Raw genomic sequence first — 25,870 nt, forward strand, 5'->3', positions numbered from 1 at the left:
ACCAGATATTAGGTGTATTTAAATGAGCCGAAATGCTTTTTTATAGATGTTGAATCTAAGTTCCTATGCGTTAAAATGAATTATACTCAAAAAGTTAAAAACAATAATAATTTTGAGTTTTAGTTTTTAATTCCCCTTCAATAAATTGATACTTACTGTAGCGATATCGGCATCCGGGAATCGTTTAAAAATCGATTGATCCGGAAATAATCCGGCTTCTGCTGCGACTTTATTAAAAACGTCAATCTCCACAATATACTGGTCCGAAAAGCCATGAGTAGCATCATAAGCCGTTGCAGGAGTTTTTCCGATATTAGCGGCTGCCAGTTTGGGATTGATCGTATGCAGTTCAATCAGTAGTAAGCCAAATTTACGTACATAAGGAGACCATTTTTGTAAATGTTCGAGAAGGTTGTCTTCGACAAGATTGTTACTGATTCTTTTCCCTCTGTAAGCAAATGCACCGGTAGACGTACTGATTCTATCTTTGTTGATGTATTCGGGATCTGTCCAAATTCGATTGTGGTCTAGAAAAGTTCTTACATTAAGCAAATCTCTCAAATCAATATTATAATTTTCTTTCAGATCCTCCGAAAGCAGTTGAGGGTTTCCAATATCGCCCCAGATCACCTTCGCCCAGATATCGGCTTTAATAAGGTTGGCTCTGGTTACTTTTAAAGCTGCCTGATTATAGTCGGCACCAACCAAAAACAAAGGGTACTCGTCAAGCATTTTTCCACGTAAAGTTTGCCTGTCGATAACTTCAAAAATATGCTGTAAAAAAGCACCATTACCACAACCCATATCAAGTATTCCTTTAGGTTGCTGTTCGATTGGTAAATTAAACAGGCTGACAATAATTTCGTCCACCACTTTAAAATAAGTATCATGAGCACCACCGCTTCCCCAAACATTCATTTCGCGATCTACGTGAATTTCATTTTCACCATCCGCTATCATTCTTAAAACTGAAGGATCACCAAAAATCAATTCTTCGATTTTGGCAAAGGTGGGTAAATAAGAAACTGTAACACCGTAAGCACTGGCTCTTTTAGCGTAGAACAAACCGGTTTCGGTAAACTGATAATTGCCGTTTTTTTCCAAAAACCATCCAAGATGTACAAAAAAGTCCAGTATTTTTTTAAAGTTTTCAGGAGATTTATGAAACTCTTCGGGTTGGAAAGAAGTCTCCATAAAGTATTTGTGAAACATTCCTTTCATGGCCAAACGTACAATCGTGGGACCTATCAAATGTCCTTCGACGTGTTTTAAAACCTGTTCCTGTAGACTGTTTTTTAAAGGATCATCAGAAGGTGATATTCCATATCCTTTTTTATATTTTTCAAAAATAAGATTGAGTTTTTCAAAGGGTACGTCGTCAAACAGTCGTGGATGAAACTGCCCGGAGAATTGGAGTAAATCAACAACATCCTGATAGAGATGAAACAGCGAAAAAGCAATTTCTGTTTTTTCGTTTGTGATGATGGTTATTTCCTGTGTACGATTATCTACTTCATATTCTAAAAAGCCCTGAGAGGCCAGAATTCTCAAACCCACATTCAGATAACCTTCATTTGCTTTAAAAGTAGTAGCTAACTGCGATAGTTGTACTTGCTTTTGATCTAGGATATACTCTAAAACTTTATGATTTTGTAGCGCAATTGCAACCGGAGCAACAGCCAGGCCGTCAAGGTGTCTGAAAATAGAACTGCGAAGTTGTGATTTATCGGTCATAGAAAAGGGTTGAAGGTTAGTTAAAAATAGTGATTTTTTAATTTACGACCGTCGCTTTTTTAGGGGCTATTTTAAAATTCTTTTTGTAGCAATTTTTCGCAAGTAACTATTGGGAGCCTCAAAGCAAGTGAAACGTCTTTTTTTAGAGTAAAAAACTGTTTTTCTATGTGTTAAATTAAGGGATTGACAAGAAGTAGAAGTAATCAGCTAACCGCCATTTTATTATACTTATTGCGATATTCCAACGGATTTAATCCTGTTACTTTTTTAAAAATGGTTCGAAATGCTTTTGTATCGGTATAACCTACATCATACATTACCTCATTGATATTTTTACGGCTGGTCTCGAAACTTTTTTTGGCGTACTCAATTTTCACCCGATTGATGTATTCTAAAACTGAATTGTTGGTTGCGGTTTTAAATCGTCTCTCAAAACTTCTTCTTCCCAGCAATACCATTTCGGCCAATTCATCAATGGTGATTTTTTCCTGAATATTATCTTCAATAAAATTCTGAACCTGTTTAATGGCATCGTCGTTATGATTCTTTTGTCCCTGAAACATAGCAAAAGAAGCCTGACTGTCTCTGTCGATATCGATGGCAAAATATTTGGAGGCAAGTATAGCCGTCTCTCTGTCGGTATATTTTTCGACCAAGTGAAGCAATAAGTTCCAGTACGAATGGGCACCTCCGCTGGAATAAAGACGATGTTCTTCGGTAATTATACTTCCGTCTATGACTTCTACTTCGGGAAACATTTCTCTAAACTCATTTTGAAATCCCCAATGGGTAGAGCATTTTTTGCCGTTTAACAGACCAGTGGAAGCTAACAAAAATGCTCCAACACATAATGATGCAATCTCGGCACCTTTATGATATTGTTCGCTGATCCAGGGTAATAGTCCTTGATTTTGAGCAATCGCAGCTTTCATGTCTCCAAATAAGGCAGGAATCACAATCAAATCAGTGGCGGTAATATCTTTTGTGAGCTGAGACGTATTAACGGAATACAATCCGTTATTAAGCTTTACTTCTTTCTCTAAACCTACTAATTGTACATCAAACAATAATTTTTTGCCGGAGGCGGTCATAAATTGATTTACAGCCGAAAATAAGTATTGCGGATCTGCAATTGCCTGCAGAACCGAACTTTCAGGAACAAGAATGCTTACTTTTTTTATCATGGTTTTTTATAGGTTAGATCAAACTACGTTAAAGATTTATAATTGACTGACTGTTGCTGAGCCCTTGATTTTACTTGGTTGACTGTTGAATGCAACACTTTACCGGAATCATTGCAATACAACAATTGATTTCAATGCAATTTCAAAGATAAAGATAGTTTGTCGTAAATGCCCTTTTTGTTGTCGTTTTTGTGTAGGTGGATTCTGTGATTTCTGCTCCATCTTTGTACTATCAATTAACAATTAAAAAATCACACAAAATGGCAACAAAAATTTTCATCAATCTGCCGGTAGCAGATTTACAAAAAGCAATGTCTTTTTACACAGCAATCGGATTTACAAATAATCCTCAATTTACAGATGCTACAGCAGCCTGTATGGTTCTAACCGAAGAAATTTATGTGATGTTGTTGACTCATAATAAATTCAGTGAGTTTATCAATAAAGAAATCGGTAATGCTTTCGAGAAAGCTTCGGTAATTAATTCCTTGTCAGTAGAAAGTGTAGACGAAGTGAATGAAATGATCAATAATGCCTTAAAAGCAGGAGGTAAAGAAACTGCAGAGCCGAAAGACTATGGTTTTATGCAGCAGCGCAGTTTCGAAGATTTAGACGGACACCTTTGGGAAGTGCTGTATATGGATCTGGCGAAAATCCCACAACAATAACCCTATTAAAATGGCACAGCTTAATTCTTATTTAACATTTAACGGTAATTGCAGAGATGCGATGTTGTTCTACAAAGCATGTCTTGGTGGCGAACTCGAACTGCAAACCATAGCCGATTCACCAATAAGGGAAGAGCTGCCGGAGAAAATGAGAAGATGTATTTTGCACGCCACTCTTAAAAGCGACACTCTTACCATTATGGGATCGGATATGGCTCCCGAAAACCTGACAAAAGGAAATGCCTTCTCGATGATGCTCACGTTTGACAGTGAAGAAGAAACACGAAAAGTTTATGCTGACTTATCTAAAGACGGTCAGGCTACCCAACCGTTAGAAAGGACTTTTTATGGAGCTTTGTTCGGGAATCTTACGGATAAGTTCGGACATCAATGGATGCTCTGTTACTCGTGCCAAGAAAAAAAATCTTTATCTGTTGGGTATAATTAATTCTTGATGATTATACCCAATTGAATAAAGTTATAAATTGACTAATAACAGCTAATAACTTCTAATGAGACGCCTAAGCAAAAAGGTGGTCTCATTTTTTTATTTCTTTATATCAAACCGGACAGGTTTTTGAAACCTGTCCGGTTTATTAAATGTAACGTTTATATACTACATCTTTTACTTCACTGTTCCTTATTTTGAAGCACATTAAATAAAAGTGTTAGAAGTAATTTTTTAAGAAAGTATAAAATATAATGCACTTTACAGAATCACTTTAGAAAAAATCCTACACAGAAGTGGAAAAACAGTTGTTTGTTAACTATTTTATTTTAAGTTGTTTATCGTTGGAAGGTTGATTTATTTAACATTTTTTATATAAAAAAAAGAGTTAAAATTTTGGCTTTCGTTATTTTAACTTATTTTTGTTCTATCAAATTAGTAGAGTATAAAATTATCAGATTAGTGAAGATTAAAGAGAAGAATAGTAACTACTGTTTTTAACTAATAAGAATTAATAGGAGATAAGTTTCCTTTAAAAGTAGTCAGACAATAATGTGATTTTTAATCTAACGCTATAATTTCAGTGAGACGAAGTCCTTTTTTGAGATTGAAATCTTTTATACAGACACATTAAAAAAATAGTAATCCAAAATAATAAAAAATGAAGAAACGAATGCATAGCTGTTAAAAAAAGAACCATTTCTGCGGGAACAGAAATGGTGAAGCTTAAAGAAATTGTACATCTCTATAAGGAAAGCACGAGCAGAGTAAATCCGACTTCGGGGCACCTTATGTATTAAACTAAAACAAAGTAATGAAAAAAAAATTAAACAGATATATAGGATTATGTATTTTGTTAATTTCCGCAGGTATTAAAGCACAGGAAGTTAAACCCTTAATCCAGTCGAAACTCGAAGGAACTGTAATCGATGCTGTTACAAAGGAGCCCGTTATTGGAGCTTCGATAAACATTAAAGGAACTACTCACGGGGTTGTAACGGATATGGACGGTAAATTTTACTTTCAAACCGGGCAAAAACTTCCTTATACGCTAATTGTAAGTTATTTGGGCTATAAAAAAGCGGAAGTTACAGCCAATGAAAATTCAGTTGTGGTTACTCTTACTCAGGAACAGAATGCATTGTCAGAAGTAGTGGTTACGGCACTTGGTATTACAAAAGAAAAAAAATCTCTGGGATATACCACGCAGGCAGTTAAGGGCAAGGAATTGTCAGACACAAAAGAAACCAATTTTCTAAACAGCCTTAGTGGTAAACTTGCCGGTGTTCGTATTACCAATTCGCAGGGTGATATGGGATCTTCGCGTATCATCATTCGTGGTGAAACGTCTATTTCCGGAAATAATCAGCCGCTTTTTGTGGTCGATGGAGTTCCTGTAGACAACTCACAACTAGGAAGTACCGGAGGTACCACTCGTGATTTTAAAAATGCTATTGCCGATTTAAATCCACAGGATATTGAATCCCTAAGTGTATTAAAAGGTCCTAATGCTGCCGCTCTTTACGGATCACGTGCTGCACATGGAGTTGTGCTTATCACAACAAAATCTGGAAAAAGTCAAAAAGGGTTGGGGATAAGCGTTAATTCCGGAATCACAATTTCTCAGGTGGCTACTTTACCTAAATTTCAAAATTCATACGGACAAGGATCAAACGGAAAGTTCAGTTATGTAGACGGTAAAGGTGGCGGAATCAATGATGGAGTTGATGAAAGCTGGGGGCCTAAATTAGACGGTCGTCTTATTCCACAGTTCTATTCTAATGGTGTTGCGGTACCTTTTGTAGCACATCCGAATAATGTAAAAGACTTTTTCAACACTGGTATTACCTACGATAATAGCGTATCCATCGCTAAATCGGATGAAAAATCAGATTTTCGTTTAGGAATAAACAATCAAAAACAATTGGGTACAGTACCTAACAGTGAAACAAATAAAACAAACTTTACGGTTAATACAAATTACCAAATTTCTAAAAACATAAAAGTAGGGGTAACGGCTAACTATATTGTGACTGATGCACCCGCACTTCCGGGTGGTCCGCAAGGTAACCGTGCCGCTGGTGTGATGCTGCAGTTCCTTTGGTTCGGACGCCAGGTAGATATCGATCAGCTTCAGAACAACAGAGAGGTAAACTGGAACAACAGCTATTACAGCAATCCCTATTGGAATGCCTATTATAACACCACTAGCCAACAACGTAACCGTATAATAGGAGATATTCATTTGGATGCTAAAATTATCGACGGACTTAATTTTAAATTCCGTACCGGAGTTGATTATTACAACGATCGTAGAAAATACACCATTAAGTATGGTACAAACGGAACCCCATTTGGATCCTATGCAGAAGATGCTTACACGGTAAACGAAAGAAATACAGAAGGGATTTTTACGTATACCAAAAAACTAAACGAAGACTTTAGTGTGGATGCTCTTGCTGGATTCAATATTCGTAACCACAGTGATGCCAATAATTATCAAAAAGCACCACGTTTGGCCGTACCGGATTTGTATACCTTAACGAATTCAAGAGATCCGTTGACTTCGTCGAATTCACTATCAAGATTAAGAGTGTACAGCACCTATGCTTCAGCACAGTTTGGATATAAAAACTATGCTTATTTAAACGTAACTGCCCGTAATGACTGGTCGTCTACATTACCAAGCAGCAACCGTTCTTATTTTTACCCTTCCTTCAATGGTAGTTTTGTAGTTTCTGATGCTTTCAATCTGAAAAGTAACACACTTGATTTCTTAAAACTTCGCGGAGGCTGGTCTGAAGTAGGAAACGATGCAGATCCGTATCAATTGTCTACGGTTTACGATTTTCAAACTGCATTTGACGGAAACCCTATTCAAACCTCAGCGAAGAAAAAACTGAATGAGAACCTGAAACCGGAAACCACTCGTTCTACGGAATTGGGTATAGAATCTTCGTTCTGGAAAAACAGACTGCACTTAGATGTAGCTTACTACAATACGAACAGTTTTGACCAAATTTTAGAAATAAAAACTACGGCTTCAAGTGGTTATAATTCGCAATTAATCAACGCGGGTAAAATAAACAATCGTGGTATTGAAGTTCAGTTAGACGGAACTCCGATTCAAACCGAAAATTTTAAATGGAATGTAGGAGTTAACTATTCAAAAAACATCAGTGAAGTAAAGATTTTGGATTATGACAAACAAATCCAAAACTATACTATTGGTACATCAGGAGGTGTTGATGTACTGGCGTCGGTAGGACAGGCTTATGGAGCACTTTATGGTACAGCGTATCAACGTGATGCAAACGGAAATATAGTAGTTGGAGCTAACGGATTACCGAAAGCCGATCCTCAAAAAAGAGTATTGGGACATTATACTCCGGACTTTTTAGCAGGTGTAACCAACACTTTGAGCTATAAAAATCTTGAATTTTCATTTCTTATCGATGCCAGTGTGGGCGGAGATATTTTTTCGGGAACCAACAGAACAGGTACTTATACCGGAGTACTGGCTGAGACACTTGCTGGTCGCGATGCAGCAAACGGAGGTTTAAATTACTACTACCCTGGCAACAGTACAGCCAATCCAAAAACATTAGTAACCAGTGGTGGAGCACCAAATGGGGTAACGGTGTATGATGACGGAGTTCTATTTAACGGAGTTTACGCCGATGGAACCCCAAATACTCAGGTGATTAGTGCGCAGGAGTTTCATAAAGCATCTTACAATATTAGTGAAGCCTATATTTACAGTTCGACTTTCGTAAAACTGAGAGAAATAAAACTGGGATACAATTTCAATAAGAAATTTGCCAGAAGACTGGGACTAGAAGGAGCAAGTATCACTGCGGTAGGCCGAAACCTTTTATTTATTTACAAAGATGCACCAAACATTGATCCTGAAACCGCTTTTAACACCGGAAATGCTCAGGGATTGGAGAGCTTGTCCTTACCAACTACGAGAAACTTCAGTCTGAATGTTAATCTTAAATTCTAAAAACGCGAAATCATGCTAAAAAAAATAGCTTATATAACACTATTTGCGGTAGCACTTACCTCTTGTAGTGACACTCTGGATGATATTAATAAAAATCCAAATGCAACCGAAACACCTTTAGCGCCTTATCTATTGACAGGCACGTTAAAGCAGGGAGCCGATTTGTACTGGGGAGCCGACAATAATTTTAATGCATCGTTACTATTTGTGCAGCATTGGGCTAAAGTTCAGTATACAGAACCGGACAGATATGACGTATCGAACACTTCTTTCACTACATTGTGGAATACGGGATACGCCACTTTGATTACAGATTTAAACACCATTCTGAAATTTCCGGATCAGCAGGCAAATCCAAATTACAAAGGAATTGCGTTAACCTTACGTTCATGGGCATTTTTATTGCTTACAGACGCTTACGGGAGCATTCCGTATAAAGAAGCAGGCCTAAAAGTAACTCCGGCATACAACACACAAAAAGAAGTGTACACCGGTTTATTGGAAGATTTAAAACAAGCGCAGTCTTTACTAAATCCAACTAGTGGAAGTGTAACGGGAGATTTGGCTTATAAAGGCGATATCTCGAAATGGAAAAAATTGGTAAACTCACTTCGCTTGCGAATCGCATTGAGAATTTCTGATAGAGAACCTGCCTTAGCCAAACAAGCGGCGATCGATGCAACTACTGATGCTGCGGGAGTAATTAGTAACAACAACGAAACTTTTAAGTTTACTTTCACGAGTTCACCTCAGCAAAATCCTGCTTCGGCCTGGTTTGAAACCCGTGATGACTTTCGTATTTCGAAAACATTGGTGGATAAGTTAAATGAATTCTCCGATCCGCGTTTGCCAGTTTATGCCCAGTTGCCAACAGATGCAAGCGTTGGAAAATATGTAGGAGGTGCTAACGGATTATCAAACAGTGATGCTAACAGCCAGGGGTTTGCTAAAACATCAAAGCCGGGAGCTTATTTTTTAACTTCGTCATCACCAGCGGTAATCGTTTCTTATTCTGAAGTATTGTTTAATCTTTCAGAAGCGGTGGCTCGCGGTTATATTGCCGGAGATGCAGAGCAGTTGTATAAAAATGCCATTACAGCATCGTTCAATCAGTTTGGAATTACTGATGCCACTACAATTTCAAATTATCTTAATCAGGCAGCGGTAAAGTATGATGCAGCGAATTATGCTAAATCGATTGGTACACAAAAATGGATCGCATTTTTCGGGCAGGGTCTTGATGCTTTTGCAGAATGGAGAAGATTGGACTATCCGGTATTGAAAGCAGGTCCGGCTACCGTTTTGAACGGACAGATTCCTTCACGTTTCTTTTATCCGGGAACAGAACAATCACTGAATGGAGCCAGTTATCAGACAGCTGTATCTGCTCAGGGAAAAGATTTGCTGACTACAAAACTATGGTTTGACGCAAAGTAAACCTTAATTTAAAAAGGAGAAAGCAAACGGCTTAAACCAGTCCGTAATCAATTATAACAGATAATACTTCAGAGAAAATTTTCTCTGAAGTATTATTCATTTAAAGACCAAAGTTATCTTGGTATTTGTGGTCTTTCCATCTTATACTGTCTTCCGGATAACGTTTTAATAAAGGAAACCAAAGCCACAATCTCGTCATCAGTAAGATTTAACGGCTTCATTAAAACATCTGTCTTAGGAAATAGCGGATCTGCTATTTTTTCGGTTGCATCAGGATCAATCATGTGCATGCCGCTGTTATACATATTCACAATTCCGGTGATATTATCAAATAAGCCATTGTGCATCCAGGGGCCTGTATGCATTACATCACGAAGAGAAGGAGTTCGGAATTTCCCAACGTCTTCCGCTTTTTTAGTAACCGTATAAAGTCCTAAATCTTCATATTCTCTTTTGTAATAAGTAAGCCCAATATTATGGAATGACTCATCGGTCATGTATTTTCCGGAGTGACAATTCATACATCTTGCTTTGGTTCGGAAAAGGTGCAGACCATAGATTTCCTGATCTGATAATTGCGTGTAATCGCCATCCATAAAGGCGTCAAAACGGCTTCGTTTGCTTAAAATTGTTTTTTGGAATACGGCCAGTGACTGCAGGATTTTTTCATAAGTAATCTCGGAATTTCCATAAGCATTTTGGAATAAAACAGGATAACCTTTAATTTTTCTCAATTTTTTAGCCAGATTTTTAGGTTCCATATTCATTTCATGATGCGCCGTAATGGGCCCTTGAGCTTGCTCTTCTAAAGTGGCAGCCCGTCCGTCCCAAAAGAATGATTTTCGGGCTCCGATGTTGTATAACGAAGGTGTATTTCTTTTTCCTTGCAAATGATCATTCCCTAAAGATACTTCACGCGCATCTCCCCAAGCCAGTTCCGGATCGTGGCAACTGCTACAGGATACCTGATTAGACCCCGAAAGTTTGGGATCGAAAAAAAGCAGCTGTCCTAAAATTACTTTAGGATTTTCCATGGTATCGTAGTAACTCGTATCGATCGCAAGAGATTCGAATTCCTGCCATTGCACACCGTCATCAATAGTAGGTTTTGGCCATTGACTGGTTGGTTTACTATAGATTTCACGCCAATTTGTACTTGCAAGTTTCTCACTAAAGGCAGCGCTGAAACTTAACAATACATAAATTAGGCCTATGAAAAGAATAGAAAAAGAGGTTTTTAATAAAAGGGACTTCATTATAAGCGGATAGTGATGTTATAATTAAAATTAAAATGTCAAACCTATTGACATTTGAAAAAAAGTGTTGTTTTGTTTTTGAGGAAAACGGTAGTAATCCAGACTTGTCTTAACGAAAAAGTTAAGATCAGGTTGGTACTTGTAATCCCATCTTGCAGCGAGATTTATTTTAGTGTAGGAAGAGGACAAAAAAGTAAAGTTATAATCGAGCATATTAAAAATTAAATTGGCTTTGCGATCGCTTAATTCCATTTCTGAACTTAAAATCCAGTTGTGTTCGAGTGAAGCCGAAACATTAAGTAAGGATGGAGATAAAAGTTTAGAAATGGCAAAATCCAATCGGCCGATACCTTGCTGTAGGTCAATAGTTCGAAGAGGATCGAGATATTTTTCCGCAGTATTTTTTAAGGTAAAGCTTGGCGCAATCGACCATGATAATTCAGGATTTGGAACGTAGTACAATCCTGAAAACACAATAGATGTAACCTGATTGGTGTATTTGGTATGCTCGGCTATTTTGATGTAAGATGTGGTACTTTGATTGTCAAATATATTTTCTTTTCCAGTTCGGTCTGTGTAAAAAAGTCCAATTTTTGCACCCCAAAACTTTTCTTTTGATTTTTTGAAATAAGAAACCTCTCCATCATACTGATTCTCTAAAATTGTAGACGCGACAAGGTTTTGGAATTCGGTCATGATTTTTTCATAACCAAATTGATGGTATCCCAGTAGTAAACCAAATCCATTTCGGTCTTTTGGAAAAAACTGCATATTGGCGCCATAGCCTCTTCCGTCATAATACGAACTCAGTTTATTTCCGGTCAGTAATTTATTGTACACGCCAAGTCCTACCATATGATAAACTGCGGGAGCCCCTAATTCGCTAAAGAATTTTAGATTATTAGATTGTGTATATTTTTGCAGATTTAAAGCAGAACCTAATACATAATGATCGCTAATGTTTAAGGAAATACCGGTAGAAACATTAAGATCTGAAACCGTATTTTTAGGTCTTGGATCAATATCCCGATATTCCATTAATGCCCTGTAATCAGCACTAATACCCAGGGTTATTTTATTAAATGCTTTAGCATAACCGCCACTAAAGGAGTACTCTTCATACGAAAGATCACCTCCTATAGAATCTGCCGTTACATAAGGATAGATTATTTGATAATCTGAGCTTTCGTTCCAACGCACATTTTTGCGTTTACCATTCTTGTAATGAGCGTTTCCAAAAACAGTATTTTCAGAATTAATCTTATAATACGATTGTGCTTTAATAAGAAATTGACGAATTCCATTTCCCAACTGTTGAATATTGGTTTGCTGTGCTGCCGAACTATAACCCGCGCTCAATTCTGATAAAGAATAACGGCGGGCATAATGCTGATTTGCAGGATTGGTATAAAATCTTCGGGCAAAAGTATTCTCGGGAGACAAGTCTTCTTGAATGCGAAGGAGTACAGAAGTACTGTCCTGTGCCTGCAGCAAACTGCAACTCAAAATAATAAATAGAAATAGGGAACGAAAGCTCATGATTAAATTCATTAATTCATTAAAGAAGGTTTAACCTCAGGGGAAAAATCTAATGTCGAATTATTAGTGTCTTTTAGTATTTTTTTGCCGTTTGAATTAGTGGACAGCGTTTTACGACGAACACTTTTTCCATAACGCGTTGCATCTGAATCTACTTTTCCGCAATAAGTCCACCCTTTGTCCAGCGATGGAGCAGTAACAATCCATTTAAATTCAGATTCAACACTTAAATTAACAGCGTCTACAATCCATGAATTTGGAATTGAATACACGTTTTCGCCCATTGGATAACTTTCTCCGCCAAATACCAGATTGTATTCGTAGTTATAGGTATAATCCGTTAGATATTTTGCTTTGGTTATAGGCATACGAGCGATAACAAAACTTTTAAAACCTCTGTTATGAATTACCATAGAAGAGAATAAATTCTCCATATTTGGAACAGAAGGATTATCAACATCATCAGCGTCTTCTGTATAAAATTCAAAAGTAGCTTTTCTTAAATCCAACGAAGCTGAATTGTATTCTTTATGGTCGATTGCATCTTCGGCAATTACAAAAAACTCACCCGGGGCGATTGGATAAGTAGTTCCGTTACCGGGAACAATTGCAACAGCTGATACCGCAAACGACTGCGCCATGATATTCGGGGTATAGTCTTGTTTGTCAGTTGTCATGAATTCCGATTGCGCGATCATTAATCCATCTGCATACAATACTTTATCCGTATTATTATGAATTTTAAAGTATTTGTCACCTGAATATTGTTTTCCCTGTGGCGTTTTGGTTCCTGTAAAAAATACCTCTTCAATCACAAAATCAGATTGTGTTGTTTTGAGGAAAAGATTTAAAGAAACGGAGGCACTTCCACCAGTAATCACGACCGCTTCTTTATAGCTGCTTACCGAAGCTTCGATAATGTTACCGTCTATTGTATAGTTGATTTTTCCGTCAATAGATATTTCGTAAGAACCTTCACTTAAAGAGACAGAGATATTATTATTTAAAGCTTTACTTTGGGTTACTTTACCGGTATTACGCTCTTTAAAAGAAACGGAAACATCAGAAAAGGTAACACTGCTTAGATCTTCCGGATTTACAAGTGTTAAAGTTAAAGCCGTTTCTTTATTGCTGTTGTCATCATCTTTAGAACAGGATGGTAATAGTGCCATTATGGCTATTGTTAGATAAATGGGTAGTAATCTGATTTTCATAATTGGGTATTTATTTAATATTAAAAGTTAAAAATTCAAGTTTAATTCCATCCCGAAATAAGGTGAAGTAAGACCGCGTCGCTCGATCTTCTGACCATTAATTTCATAGTTTTGATAGTAACTGAAGAGTCGGTTAACGAACATGGAAATTCTAAATCTCTTGTAAAAATCTTTAGATACTTTCAGATTCATATTCATCGACATTGGGATTGATTTTTTTTGAAAAAGAGCATCATTGTATTTAATATCAAGCCATTGCAGAATAGGATCTGATAGGTCTTTTTCGAGATAAGGATGCTGTTTTCCAGAAGGATCAATATAAGCAATTGGTGTTCCGTTCATAGGAAGCGACTGATCACTTCTAAACCATAAAAACTGAAAAGATCCCGAGAATTCTAAGCCAAGAGGAGGAACGTAGGTATCTACAATCAAATTGGTATTGAACTGCTGTTTTTCAGAACCATCATCAAACTGATACAGTCCTAAATAAGGAAGCCTCTTTCCATCAATGATAATATCTTTCTGTCCTCTTTTGTAAACCGGACTGCTATTGGTATAAGTGGTTTTAAACCAGGCTCCATTTAGAGTAAATCGGGTATTAATTGCCGTAAAACGTTTGGAGGAAAATTGAAATTCAACCCCGCTTTTGAGTAGCTTACTTCCATTATTAGTTGTGTTGTATGACGTTAATAGTGTGTCTCTAACAAAACGCATATCAGCTAAATTTGGTTGTGAGGTTAAGGTTAAAGGATCAATAGAATTGTTGTCATACTTTTTATACGATAGCGCCTGATATTGAGAATTATTTCTAAATCCGGAATCCATACGTTCATTGAAAAAAGTAATCGAAAAACGATTATTGTCATAAGAGAAATCCGCTCGAACCTCCCATTTTTTATTTATAGCCGGTGTTAGATTGTAATATACAGCAGATGTTTTATAAGTCATTAAATTAATTCTTCGGTACTCCGGTGTATTATGATAATAGTTCAATTGTACCAGATCATTATAGATAAAATCCGGGTAAAGTTGAGCGAGTGTTGGAAATTTGGTATACTGTCCGAAACCGGCCGTAAGTTCTGTTTTTAGGAAATGTTTCCCCATTTTAAAAGATGGAAACACCCATTGCGTATTAATTCGGGGGTCAAAATAGTATTTTCCCGAAATGCTATAAGCCGATGGCACATTCAACAACGACATCGCCCGAAGACCTCCTGCGAGATTTAATTGGTGTTTACCAATTGGAATGGACAGGACATCTTCGACAAAAAAAGAAAGATCAGTACTCGCCGGAATGTCTTTATACGATCTGGGACGTGTGGACATTTCTGGAGATGGGGGATGAGTAGTATCGTAAACCTGTCCTTTTCCGTTATTTTTTGAATAAGTCCATTCCGAACCCGCTTTTAAAGCATGCGTTATTCCAAATAAATGAATTTCGAAATCTCCCATGGTTTTAAAAAAGGCATCAAAAGGTTTTCCATCAACAGTAAGATTAGAAATGTACTGTGGCGTTAGAAAAATTCCGTCAGATTCACCTTGTTCGGTAGTATTAGGAATAGCTGTTGCACTTGAGACCTGAACCCATTTGGTTTGCTCAATTTTATCGAATTGCTGATTTATTGCTGCCGACGAATGAATTGCTTTTAAAAACGGTGCCATTTTAAACTTTAAATCAAAAGAGTTTGCCAATGAGAACCGATTATAGCTTGAAGCATATCGGTCAATTTTGGTATAACCCACATCCGGATCTGCTCTTTCATTGTCTATAGAACCGCTATAATCTAAACTCGAATCCCATTGAAGCTGATGCGAATCATTCTCCCAAATTTTTTGTGCCCGTATAGAGGATGTAATTCTTTTGTAGTTTTCAAAACTGTTACGCGGATCTGATTTTGCATTTAAATAATCAATTCCCACATTCAGAATCAATTTTTTTTCTTCAGATTCAAAACCTTTTCCTAAATAATACAATTTGCTAAACTCATCAGCCTTAAAACGAGATTCCCAATTGGTACGCCCTCTTTTTCGCTGAATTTTAATAAGCCCGCTCGTCAAATCACCATATTCTACCGAAGGAATTCCCCTCACAATTTCGACTCTTTCAATCTGATCTGTCGAAATAGAGCGCATATCTACTCCTTTAGAAGTTGTATTGCGGCGTGTATTGGCATATCCTGAACCCGGTGTGATAGACATATTGAGTCCGGTGGTATACTGTAGATTTGCATCGGTATTTATTGGAATCCCGTCAATTACAAAAGAAGTTCCAAGTGAAGAAACATCATAATTAGAATCAGCTGTTCCAACCTCTCTTAATTTAATATGATTCGAAGCATTAAATACAGGATCTTTTGAGCGTCCGCCAGGGAGTAACTCCAGCAAATCGGTGAAACTTGAAGGCTGTAAATGCTGCATGGCTTTTTTATCGATAACAGAGGTACTGGTCATACCACGAGATTCTACGGCTGTAATGACTACTTCGTTTAGCTGTACACTTGATGGGACTAATCCGAAAGAAAGACTTTGTCCTGTTTTAAACTCGAAATTTTTCTCGATCGTTTCGTAGCCTAAATGAGAAAGTTTAAGTATGTAACTGCCACTTTGAATGGAGTTTAAAACTATACTCCCAAAATCGTCTGAATGCGCTTTATATTGATGAATTCCTTCTACAGAAAGTAAAACACCTTTTAAAGGAATTTTACTTTCAGCATCGTAAACGGTAATCTGAAGAGTAATTTTAGCAGTGTTTTGAGAAAAACTAAGGTTAGAAAAAAGAGAGAATAATAAAAACAGAACGGATACAATCCTTTTTAGCAGGAATGTAATAAGGCTATTAAAAGAAGTCATTGTATTAAATATCTGTTAGCTGAATAAGCTATATAACAAAAAGGCGGTTAATCGTTGCAAATGTAACTTAATTTAGACTGGATAAAAATAATTGTTGATAAAAAATATTTTTACGACGTTTGCTCACGATTTAAAAATTAGAGCGAAAATGCCGATTATCAAAAATATTTCCCGAAATTTGTTACTATAACAACTTTTTATATCGTTTAGTAAATCAACTGTTTATAGGGTTTTTGTTGAGTTTTATAAACAGAAAAAACGTGAGTAAAAATGGTTGTTTAGTTTAAAAAGACCAAATCTTCAAGAGCTGTATTTCGTAAGAATTATGAATAAATAATGCTCAAAATAGAGGTTTCCAGCCCCGGAAACTGGCGGTAGAAGCCAATACAAAAAGTTAGAATTGAACCACAGCTAATTGCTTACTGTTCTTTTGTATTCAAATAAAAACAGTTCTTAAAACTCATTATCTGCCATGAAAATCACGAAGCACTCGGGACACAAAGTTCCTTTCGACAAAGAAAAACTGAAGCTTTCCCTTAAAAAATCAGGAGCTGCTCCCGATGTTATAACAGAATCTATGATTCAGATCGAAAAGCAGATGTATGATGGTATTACCACCAAAGAAATCTATAAGATGGCATTTGCAATTTTAAAGAAAACCGCAAATGGATATGCCGCTCGTTACAATATCAGACAGGCTTTACAGATGCTTGGTCCTGCGGGGTTTTATTTTGAGAAATTCATTGCAAGATTATATGCCGCAGAAGGGTTTAAAGCCAAAATAAATCTAACGCTTCAGGGTAAATGCGTCTCGCATGAAGTAGACGTTGCTATCATGAAAGACGATGCGATAACGATGATAGAATGCAAGTTTCACGGAAGCAAAGATGGGGCTTCAGATGTAAAAGTCCCCATGTATATTCTTTCTCGTTTTAATGATCTAAGAGAAAAACGACATATTATTTTTTCTAATAATGAAACTTTCACATCCTGTATCATCGTAACCAACAATCGTTTTACCAAAGACGCGCAGGATTTTGCCAACTGTAGCGGAATTTCTCTTTTAAGCTGGGATTATCCGCCAGATAAAAATCTTAAAAATAAAATTGATAGGGGAGCGCTTTATCCTATTACCTGCCTGACAACACTATCAATGGTCGAAAAAGAAAAATTGCTTTTCCTCGATCAGATACTGGTAAAAGACCTTCTTGACGATCAGGAAGGACTAAAAAAAATTGGACTGAGTCCAAACCGAATCAAGAATATAGTACACGAAGCTTCACAAATCTGTAAACTTATCTAAGATGAAAGTAAAATTTATAGGAGGTGCAGGAACCGTTACAGGTTCAAAAACACTCATAGAAACACAAAACAGCAGGATATTAATTGATTGCGGACTTTTTCAGGGTATAAAAGCATTGAGAGAACTTAACTGGGATCCGTTACCTGTTTTACCTTCCACAATAGATTTTGTGCTTCTTACGCACGGTCATCTGGATCATTGCGGCTGGTTGCCCCGATTAGTAGCACAGGGTTTTAAAGGTAAAATATACTGTACCGCGCCAACCAAAGCTATAGCCAGACTAGTGCTTTTAGACAGTGCCAAAATTCAGGAAGAAGAAGCCGAAAGAGCCAACAAAGAAGAATACTCTAAACATGAACAGGCAGAACCGCTTTATACCGTAGAGCAGGCAGAAGCTGTTACTCCGTTTTTTAAAATAATAGCACCAAATATAATAGTAGAGATTACAGATGGTACCACCGCCGTTTTTCAAAATGCAGGACATATTATTGGAGCGTGCAGTATTACTGTAAATGCCGAAACTAAAACGTTAGTATTTTCGGGTGATATTGGACGTGATGATGATGTATTGATGTTTCCGCCAACCAAACCCGTAAAGGCCGATTATATTTTTCTGGAAAGTACCTATGGAAACAAACTGCATGCAGAGTTGGACGTAAAGAAAGAACTGGAAACACTTATCAATACAGCCATAGCAAAAAAAGAGACGGTAATCATACCCGGTTTTGCTGTAGAGCGGGTACAATCGGTTATGTTTTTATTGTGGAAGCTCAAAAAAGAAGGCAGAATTCCGGACGTTCCCTATATTCTCGATACTCCAATGGGGAGTAATGCGCTGCATGTATTCTTAGAAAACCTGCAATGGCATAAACTATCCGTCGAGGATTGCCACGAAATGTCTAAAATGTTCACTATAGTTTCAGAGTACGAAGAAACCATGCGGATTATAGAAAATCCCCAGCCTAAGGTGGTTCTCGCCGCTAGTGGTATGGCAACAGGAGGAAGGGTATTGTCGTATTTTGAACATTATATAAGTCTCGAAAAAACTACAGTGATTTTTGTGGGGTATCAGGCAGAAGGTACTCGGGGACGAAAATTGCTTGAAGGCGCCAAAGAAATCAAAATATATGGGAACTATTATTCCGTAAGAGCAAAAATCTTTCAGATCGAAGGACTCTCCGCACATGGAGATCAAAAAGACCTGTTAAACTGGCTTTCTGCTCTCGAAAACACTCCGAAATGCGTTTTTCTTGTACACGGTGAAAACCTGCCTGCCGATGAATTGCGTGTTAAAATCCAGAAGCAGTACCACTTTAAATGTACCGTTCCGTTAATGGGGAATGAAATGGAAATTTAGGATAGGTTTGTAACTTCTTCAAAAAAAGCTAGGGTCTATTGGTAAATATTATTTTACTCAGATCTATAGTATCAGGCTGTTGTACATTCATTTCGTATGATACTTCTATTTCATGTTCAGACAGAAATTCTATAGTTTTAGCACATCCGTGAGCGCATGATTCGACCTTAATTGGGAAGTATAATCTTTTATTCTTATCATATCCAATGAGGTTATGACGAAAGTAGGGAACAATTTTAAAATCTGCATTTTCAATGGCTTCATCGTCATTACCTCTTCCGTTAAATTGAAATAAATCCTCCGAATAATAAGTACTTTTCACAACAGCTGGATAAGATGATTTTCCATCTTCAGTATAATTGTCTTCGTACCATTTTTGTTCAAAATTCTTATAAAAGTTAATATCCTTTTCTTCTTCTGATGGACTATAAATCCATTTACTCTTATTTGCGAAGCGATATAGTTCATTTTTGATCGCGGTGTTGTGATCTAATTCTGTATTTTCTAAAAAATTTCCATCAACCGCATTATCAGATCTTAGAGTAGGTTCGCCTTCATATTTTAAGGTATAATACTTGAGAGTATTTAAGTTCAACATTATAAAACTCAAATATAAGCTATGATCTCCATTACCTAAAGGAGACTCCATTAAGGCAAATAGAAAATAATCTGCATTTTTCACTTTTTTTCTTAAAAAGAGTTGTCTGTCTATAGTAACATGATTATAATCACTTATTAATAAGGTGTCACTTTGAATTAATTGTTGTGGCTTATTTTTTTTATACTTTGAAACTAACAGTATGTTTTTATCTCCAACTAGTAAAAAGTTGTCATCTTCGCTAACTTCACTCCCGGATATTTTTACTATCTCCGTATTCTCAGTAGTATTAAAGGAAAATAGAGTTGTGGTTTTTTCTCCATCAATTTTTTTTTCCTTACTATCAGATTGTAGATTCTTTAGGTTACTATTGTTATTAGAACTCTTATCCTCTTTCTTACAAGAATAAAAAAGGACAAAAGACAAAAGAATTAAAGTCAGTTTGCTCTTAATGGTATTCAATTAATTTTAAGTTTTAGTTTACAGGAAAGATAAAATTTATTTTGTCAATTTAATTTACAGGTTCAAAATTCTTTTCTAATTTGATCTTTTTAGATTATTCGTTTACTACACAACAGGTATTACGCTAAACATTCATTTTTCTATATCACCTGCTAATCACAACTTAATCCATACAAATCCAATCCGCCAAGAAGTATGGTTTTAAAAGTATTGTTTTTCTCCTGGATAAGAATTCTCCTTTCTGGAAATTTACATTTGGACAGGTTTGCATTTTTTCCCCATAAAAAATCGTCATTGTAAACAAAATAAGCAGGTCCTATATTAGCAAAAACTTTTGTTTTGGTGCTGTCAGCATCACTATATCGGTATACGATACTGTCATCCATTTTTTGAATTTTTCTTTGAACGGCGAAGTAATTTTCTCCGTAATTAAGTTTTAAGGGTTTGACACTACAGATGAGAGGTTTGCCATTTTTGGCAGTATCATAGTTTTTGAGAGTTAAAGCTATAAAATTCTCCCGACAATCATCAATTCTGCAAAGTACTTCATCAATAGCCATTTCTGAGAATCCTTTGGTTCCATACACATAGTATTTTGGCTGTATAATTTTCTTGATTTCTTTTTCTAAGATGTTACTTTTAACAAGTTGAACGATCCCTAAAGTGTCATAATATTCGAATTTTCTATTCTTTGCAGTTAAGGGATTGTAAAAATAAGTTTCTAATGAATCTGTTTCATTTATTTTCCGGTAGATTTTTTCATATTCGGATATTTTGTCAGAATTAAAGATTTCAATAACTATAGCTGTCGTACTATTCGTGAGATTATAAACCGGATAAATAGTATTATCCCTTATTTCTGATTCGATTTTTGCTGCATTAAGGATTACATTTCTTAAACTATCGTTTGCCATTACAGTTTTTTGAGCTTTCTCCTTTTCAAAACGGTTGCAGGCATAAAAACATATAATTGAAGCTAAACAGAGAAGTGTATTTTTAAACATGTGTGGAAATTATATTGAATTATAGTCAAGCCAAATGTACATCAGTATTTAGAAAAAAAGAAAACTAAGTTTAGTAGGTAAGAAAAGTAAATCTCCATATTCCATGAAAAAATTACGAAAATGTAATATATATCACTTCGAACTTAAATTATTCTTTAAATTGGCTTTTTTAAACAATCAGGGCATAAGGTAAATAGTTTTAGATAAAAAGATTCTAAAGTTCTCATGTCAAAGTGTTATTGAATATAACATAAAAAAAAAGTAAAATAAGTATTGAAAGAAATTAAAAAATGAAAGAACAACTTACTGAAATCATAAGTCAGGTTTATCATAAAAGAAATAGAAATGGATTTACATTTTTAACAGGTGCAGGAATTTCCGCTGAAAGTGGAATACCAACTTACAGAGGAGCAGACGGGATATGGGTAAAAGGAACTCAATTTCATAAACCGGAAGAGTTTGGAACTTTTAAATACTTCAAGGAAAATCCTGAAGAGGTTTGGCAGTATTCACTGTTTAGAAAAAAGATGTTTGAAAACGCTCAGACCAATGAGAGTCACCATGAAATAGTAAAAATTGAAAACCTCCTGCAAGACAGATTCCATTTGATAACACAAAATATAGACAACCTGCACAGACGTGCCGGTACAGAAAGAATCTATGAAATACACGGAAAAACCAGAGAAATTAAATGTTCGAACGGCTGTAAGGAAATAGAAAAATTGCCTATAGAAGTCAAAGGAAAAGATATAGACGAGGATTTGACAAAAGAAGATATAGAATTGCTTAAATGCAAACAATGCGGCAGCTGGATGAGACCCAATATTTTGTGGTTTGATGAGTATTACGACGAAAAAACAAACAAAAAATTCAGTTCCTTAAAAATTGCCAAGAATTCCGGTATTCTCTTTATCGTTGGAACATCCGGAGCAACAAATCTGCCGATGGCTATTGCAGAAACTACCTTGAAGTACGGAGGAACAATAGTCGATATTAATACCGAGGATAATTTATTCACGGAACGTATTAAAGAGAAGAAAAATAAAATAATCATTCGCGAAACTTCTACAGAGACCTTAAAAACAATACGAGAGATAGTGCAGAATATAATCGGGAAATAGATTATTTTATATTTCATCCACATCCGTCACAGCGTGCAATGTAATTTATGAAATGCCTTTTTTAACCTTAAAAAGGCGGCATTCCTATGCGTAAAAGAAATGCCTTTCAACACGTTAAACATAGCTTAGGACGAATAAACGTCAAGTTCTTTACTTTGAAGAAAACTGGGAAACTGTATAATAATCATAGTCGCGGTATATTTAACATTGCTTTAACATTATTGTTTTTAGGTGCTGTAGTTTTGTCTCCTAAAAACTTAAATATTGAACAATACAATGAGAAAAGTTATTTTTATTTTGATTATTCTTCTATCGGCCTATGGTCATGCTCAAGTTACAAGTTCGGCAATGTCTGGAACGATTAGATCAAACAAAGGAGAGCCCCTGCCTGGAGCTACTGTGGAAATAATTCACAAACCTACCGGAACTAAATACTATTCGACAACAGGTTTTGATGGCGGATATGCAGCACAGGGTTTGAGACCGGGAGGCCCATATACTTTAAAGGTAACTTACATAGGTTACAAAACAACAGAAATCACAGATATTAATGTTGGTTTAGGAAACAATCTAACCGTAAACGTTAAAATCGACGAAGAACCAAACGCTTTACAGGAAGTCGTAGTGACAACCAAATCCAATGGAAATTTTAACAAAGGAAAAACAGGAGCGTCACAGCAATTTACAAACAGAGAAATTGTCGCAGTTCCCGTACTAGGAGCACGTTCTGTAAACTCTATCACTAAATACAATGCAAACGCCGGTGCTAATGGTACTTTTGGCGGTCAGGATTCAAGATTGAATAATTTTACTATTGACGGATCTGTATTTAATAATGGTTTTGGCCTTGGGAGTGAATCTCAGGCGGGGGGAAGAACAGGATCGACAGCTATTTCACTTGACGCTATAGAGCAGCTACAGGTTAATATTGCCCCTTACGATATCCGTCAGTCGGGATTTCTTGGGTCAGGAATTAACGCTGTAACCAGAAGTGGAACAAACGAAATCGAAGGATCGGTTTATAACTCTTTCAGAAGCAATAAATCCAGTTTTATTGGAACATATCCTGGAAAAGATGTGACCATCAAACCCGGAAAATTTGATGAAAAAATATGGGGAGCACGTATTGGAGCACCCATTATTAAAGACAAATTATTTTTCTTTGGAAACTTCGAAACCATCGAAAATACAAGTCCGGCAACAACATGGACTTCAACAGGATCACCACAAGGCGGGGCTCAGATATCAGAACCGACTTATCAGGAAATGCAGACTCTTTCTAATTATATGAGAGATAAGTTTGGTTATGAAACAGGTCCGTGGGAAAATTATGATGCTACTAAAACATCTAAAAAATTCTTAGCGAGAATAGACTGGAATATTAATGATAATCATAAACTTACAGCACGTTATGTACATCATGATTCATCGTCAGACGAGCTAACTTCAAATTCCAACTCATTAGGTTTTGGAAACAGAAGAACAAGTACCTTAGCAATGTCATTCAAGAACAGTGGTTATACAATCTTAGACAATACCAGATCTATTGTATTGGAATTGAACAGTAAATTAGGCAATTCATGGTACAACAATTTTATCGCTGGTTACGATAAACAAATTGAAGACAGAGGGCTTCAGGGAGGAGGATTGTTCCCTACAATTGATATCAAGAAGGGTACTGCAAATTATATATCTGTAGGTTTAGATCCATTTACGCAAGGAAACAAACTTAGCTATTCAACGCTGCATTTTACAGACAACTTAACCAAAACTATCGGTAAACATTCCATTGTTTTAGGAGCTAATTTTGAATACTTCAAATCAAGCAATTTATTCTTTTCCGGATCAAATGGTGTTTATATATTCAATTCTTTAGCAGATTTTTATGCAGCAGCAGATCAATCAGCAGCAAATGGAGGAGCACCTTCCACAGCAACGGCTACTTCACCTGCACGTTTTCAGTACAGATACTCCGCTTTACCGGGTGCAGTTGAACCTTTACAGGTCCTGAAAACAAACAAACTGGATTTATATGCTCAGGATGAAATTAAACTAAGCGACAGATTCAAACTGTCAGTAGGACTTAGAGCATCCAGAGTATGGTTTGCCGACACTGCGTTAGAGAACCCGACAGTAACGGCGATGACTTTTGCAAACGGAGAAAAATTCAATACAGGAGAAATGCCCGATGCACAATATTTATTTGAACCAAGAGTAGGTTTCAATTTAGATTTTAATGGAGACGCTTCAACCATAGTAAGAGGAGGTTCAGGAGTATTTACCGGAAGAGCTCCTGCCGTATATTTGTCAAACCAAATTGGAAATAATGGTGTGCTTACTGGTTTTATCGATGCAAGTGGTGCTGCTTTAGCCACTGGAGGTTATGGTTTTACACCAAGACCTGCACAATATTTCACCCCGTCAACTCCAACGCTTCCTTCCACTTTTGATTTAGCCTTTACAGATAAAAAGTTTAAATATCCGCAAGTGTGGAAAACTACGATGGCAGTCGACCAAAAACTTCCATTTGGATTTGTAGGTACGATTGAAGGAGTAATCCAAAAAAATATCAATGCAATCAATTATTATAACGCCAATTTTGACGCACCAGTCGGAACTTTTACAGGAGCAGATAACCGTCCAAGATATTCAAGAAATGATAACGGAACGAGAATAAATGATAATGTTTCAAATGGGATTGTTTTAACCAATTCTGATAAAGGATATTTTTATTCTACAACCTTTAAATTAGAATATCCATACCAAAAAGGACTTTGGGGATCTTTCGCCTACACACATTCTCAAGCTGCCGATTTAATTTCTCCGGGATCTATTGCTTCAGGATCATGGACAAGTGCCAGATCTGTAAACGGAAATAATGATTTAGACGTATCCTTATCCAATAATAATACACCACACCGTTTAGTTGGTGTTCTGGGATACAGAATTGAATACGGAAAAGGTTTGGGCGGTGCTACTTCCATCAATCTGGGGTATATCGGAGAAACAGCGAATCCATTTACTTATGCTTATAGTGGTGATATGAATGGCGACAGAGTAAACGGAAACGATCTGTTATACGTACCAAACAGCGCATCTCAACTTAGTTTTGCTCCTTTGGCAGTATCAAGTACTGTAAATGGCGTTACAACAACCAGAACTTATACAGAGGCAGAACAAAGAACGGCGTTCGATGCCTACATTGATCAGGACAAATATCTTCGTACTAGAAGAGGTCAGTATGCAGAAAGAAATGCTGCTATCCTGCCAATGTTGCACCGATTAGATTTGTCTATTTCGCAAGACGTTTATATCAAAATCGCAGGTAAAAAGAACTCTTTCCAATTTAGAGCAGACATTCTGAATTTTACAAACATGATCAACAAAAACTGGGGAGTGACACAAAGAGCTACTAATCCTAATGTATTGGCTTACTCTTCTACAACCGCAGGCAACGTTCCGGTTTATACCTTGGCTACGCAAACAGATCCTGACGGAAACCGATATTTAATTAAAGATACATTCCAGAAAAATGCATCAACATTTGATGTTTGGCAGGCTCAATTTTCAATTCGATATATTTTTGGAAAATAACCTGAGAATTTCTTTCAAATAAATTTTAAAAACGGCATTGAAACAAAATTCAATGCCGTTTTTCTTTTTAATCTTCGGATTTAAAATAAGAATTT

Annotated in this window: 16 protein-coding genes; 8 read left to right on the top strand and 8 right to left on the bottom strand. The window is 36.4% G+C overall.

Going from position 1 to position 25,870, the window contains the following annotated elements:
• Positions 1-126: 126 nt before the first annotated feature.
• Complete coding sequence (locus tag C245_RS0113765; RefSeq protein WP_017497184.1) at positions 127-1,734, bottom strand: class I SAM-dependent methyltransferase; 1,608 nt, start codon at positions 1,732-1,734, stop codon at positions 127-129.
• A gap of 203 nt (positions 1,735-1,937) precedes the next feature.
• Positions 1,938-2,918, bottom strand: coding sequence for a GlxA family transcriptional regulator (locus C245_RS0113770; RefSeq protein ID WP_017497185.1), 981 nt, complete (start codon positions 2,916-2,918; stop codon positions 1,938-1,940).
• Between the two features lie 260 nt (positions 2,919-3,178).
• Here C245_RS0113770 and C245_RS0113780 point away from each other — a divergent pair, with 260 nt between their 5' ends.
• From C245_RS0113780 to C245_RS0113795, 4 genes are all read left to right on the top strand, one after another.
• Positions 3,179-3,586, top strand: a complete 408-nt coding sequence (locus C245_RS0113780) for a VOC family protein (RefSeq protein ID WP_017497187.1) — start codon at positions 3,179-3,181, stop codon at positions 3,584-3,586.
• Positions 3,587-3,596: 10 nt separating this feature from the next.
• The gene (locus C245_RS0113785) at positions 3,597-4,034 is read left to right on the top strand and encodes a VOC family protein (protein WP_017497188.1); all 438 of its coding nucleotides are present in this window, start codon (positions 3,597-3,599) and stop codon (positions 4,032-4,034) included.
• An 814-nt stretch (positions 4,035-4,848) separates the two neighbouring features.
• The gene (locus C245_RS0113790) at positions 4,849-8,040 is read left to right on the top strand and encodes a SusC/RagA family TonB-linked outer membrane protein (RefSeq protein ID WP_017497189.1); all 3,192 of its coding nucleotides are present in this window, start codon (positions 4,849-4,851) and stop codon (positions 8,038-8,040) included.
• A 12-nt stretch (positions 8,041-8,052) separates the two neighbouring features.
• Entirely contained in the window at positions 8,053-9,477 is a 1,425-nt protein-coding gene (locus C245_RS0113795) for a SusD/RagB family nutrient-binding outer membrane lipoprotein (RefSeq protein WP_017497190.1), read from the top strand.
• 113 nt (positions 9,478-9,590) lie between these two features.
• Here C245_RS0113795 and C245_RS0113800 read toward each other — a convergent pair whose 3' ends face one another.
• The 4 genes from C245_RS0113800 to C245_RS0113815 are packed head-to-tail and all read right to left on the bottom strand — an operon-like array spanning position 9,591 to position 16,336.
• Entirely contained in the window at positions 9,591-10,733 is a 1,143-nt protein-coding gene (locus C245_RS0113800; RefSeq protein ID WP_017497191.1) for a cytochrome-c peroxidase, read from the bottom strand.
• Positions 10,734-10,763: 30 nt separating this feature from the next.
• On the bottom strand, positions 10,764-12,272 hold the full coding sequence (locus C245_RS0113805; protein WP_157495867.1) for a DUF6850 family outer membrane beta-barrel protein: 1,509 nt from the start codon (positions 12,270-12,272) through the stop codon (positions 10,764-10,766).
• A gap of 11 nt (positions 12,273-12,283) precedes the next feature.
• The gene (locus C245_RS0113810; RefSeq protein WP_017497193.1) at positions 12,284-13,486 is read right to left on the bottom strand and encodes a DUF4876 domain-containing protein; all 1,203 of its coding nucleotides are present in this window, start codon (positions 13,484-13,486) and stop codon (positions 12,284-12,286) included.
• A 27-nt stretch (positions 13,487-13,513) separates the two neighbouring features.
• Positions 13,514-16,336 carry a TonB-dependent receptor gene (locus C245_RS0113815; protein ID WP_017497194.1) on the bottom strand — a complete coding sequence of 941 codons (2,823 nt, stop codon included), beginning with the start codon at positions 16,334-16,336 and terminating at the stop codon, positions 13,514-13,516.
• A 472-nt stretch (positions 16,337-16,808) separates the two neighbouring features.
• On the opposite strand from C245_RS0113815, the gene C245_RS0113820 reads away from it, so the two are divergent.
• Entirely contained in the window at positions 16,809-17,639 is an 831-nt protein-coding gene (locus tag C245_RS0113820) for a restriction endonuclease (protein WP_017497195.1), read from the top strand.
• Between the two features lies 1 nt (position 17,640).
• Positions 17,641-18,996: an MBL fold metallo-hydrolase gene (locus tag C245_RS0113825; protein ID WP_017497196.1), complete on the top strand. Its 1,356-nt coding sequence runs from the start codon at positions 17,641-17,643 to the stop codon at positions 18,994-18,996.
• Positions 18,997-19,024: 28 nt separating this feature from the next.
• On the opposite strand, the gene C245_RS0113830 is transcribed toward C245_RS0113825, so the two are convergent.
• Together C245_RS0113830 and C245_RS0113835 are read right to left on the bottom strand one after the other, a co-directional pair.
• Positions 19,025-20,056 (bottom strand): hypothetical protein, encoded by a 1,032-nt coding sequence (locus tag C245_RS0113830; protein ID WP_017497197.1) that lies wholly within the window; start codon positions 20,054-20,056, stop codon positions 19,025-19,027.
• A gap of 152 nt (positions 20,057-20,208) precedes the next feature.
• A complete protein-coding gene (locus tag C245_RS0113835) occupies positions 20,209-20,970 on the bottom strand; it encodes a hypothetical protein (protein ID WP_157495869.1) in 762 nt (253 codons plus the stop codon).
• Between the two features lie 380 nt (positions 20,971-21,350).
• On the opposite strand from C245_RS0113835, the gene C245_RS0113840 reads away from it, so the two are divergent.
• Both C245_RS0113840 and C245_RS0113845 read left to right on the top strand, forming a co-directional pair.
• Positions 21,351-22,181, top strand: coding sequence for a Sir2 family NAD-dependent protein deacetylase (locus C245_RS0113840; protein ID WP_017497199.1), 831 nt, complete (start codon positions 21,351-21,353; stop codon positions 22,179-22,181).
• 276 nt (positions 22,182-22,457) lie between these two features.
• A complete protein-coding gene (locus C245_RS0113845; protein WP_017497200.1) occupies positions 22,458-25,775 on the top strand; it encodes a carboxypeptidase-like regulatory domain-containing protein in 3,318 nt (1,105 codons plus the stop codon).
• Positions 25,776-25,870 lie beyond the last annotated feature (95 nt).

The sequence above is a fragment of the Flavobacterium sp. WG21 genome, assembly GCF_000335775.1.
GTDB lineage: Bacteria > Bacteroidota > Bacteroidia > Flavobacteriales > Flavobacteriaceae > Flavobacterium > Flavobacterium tructae.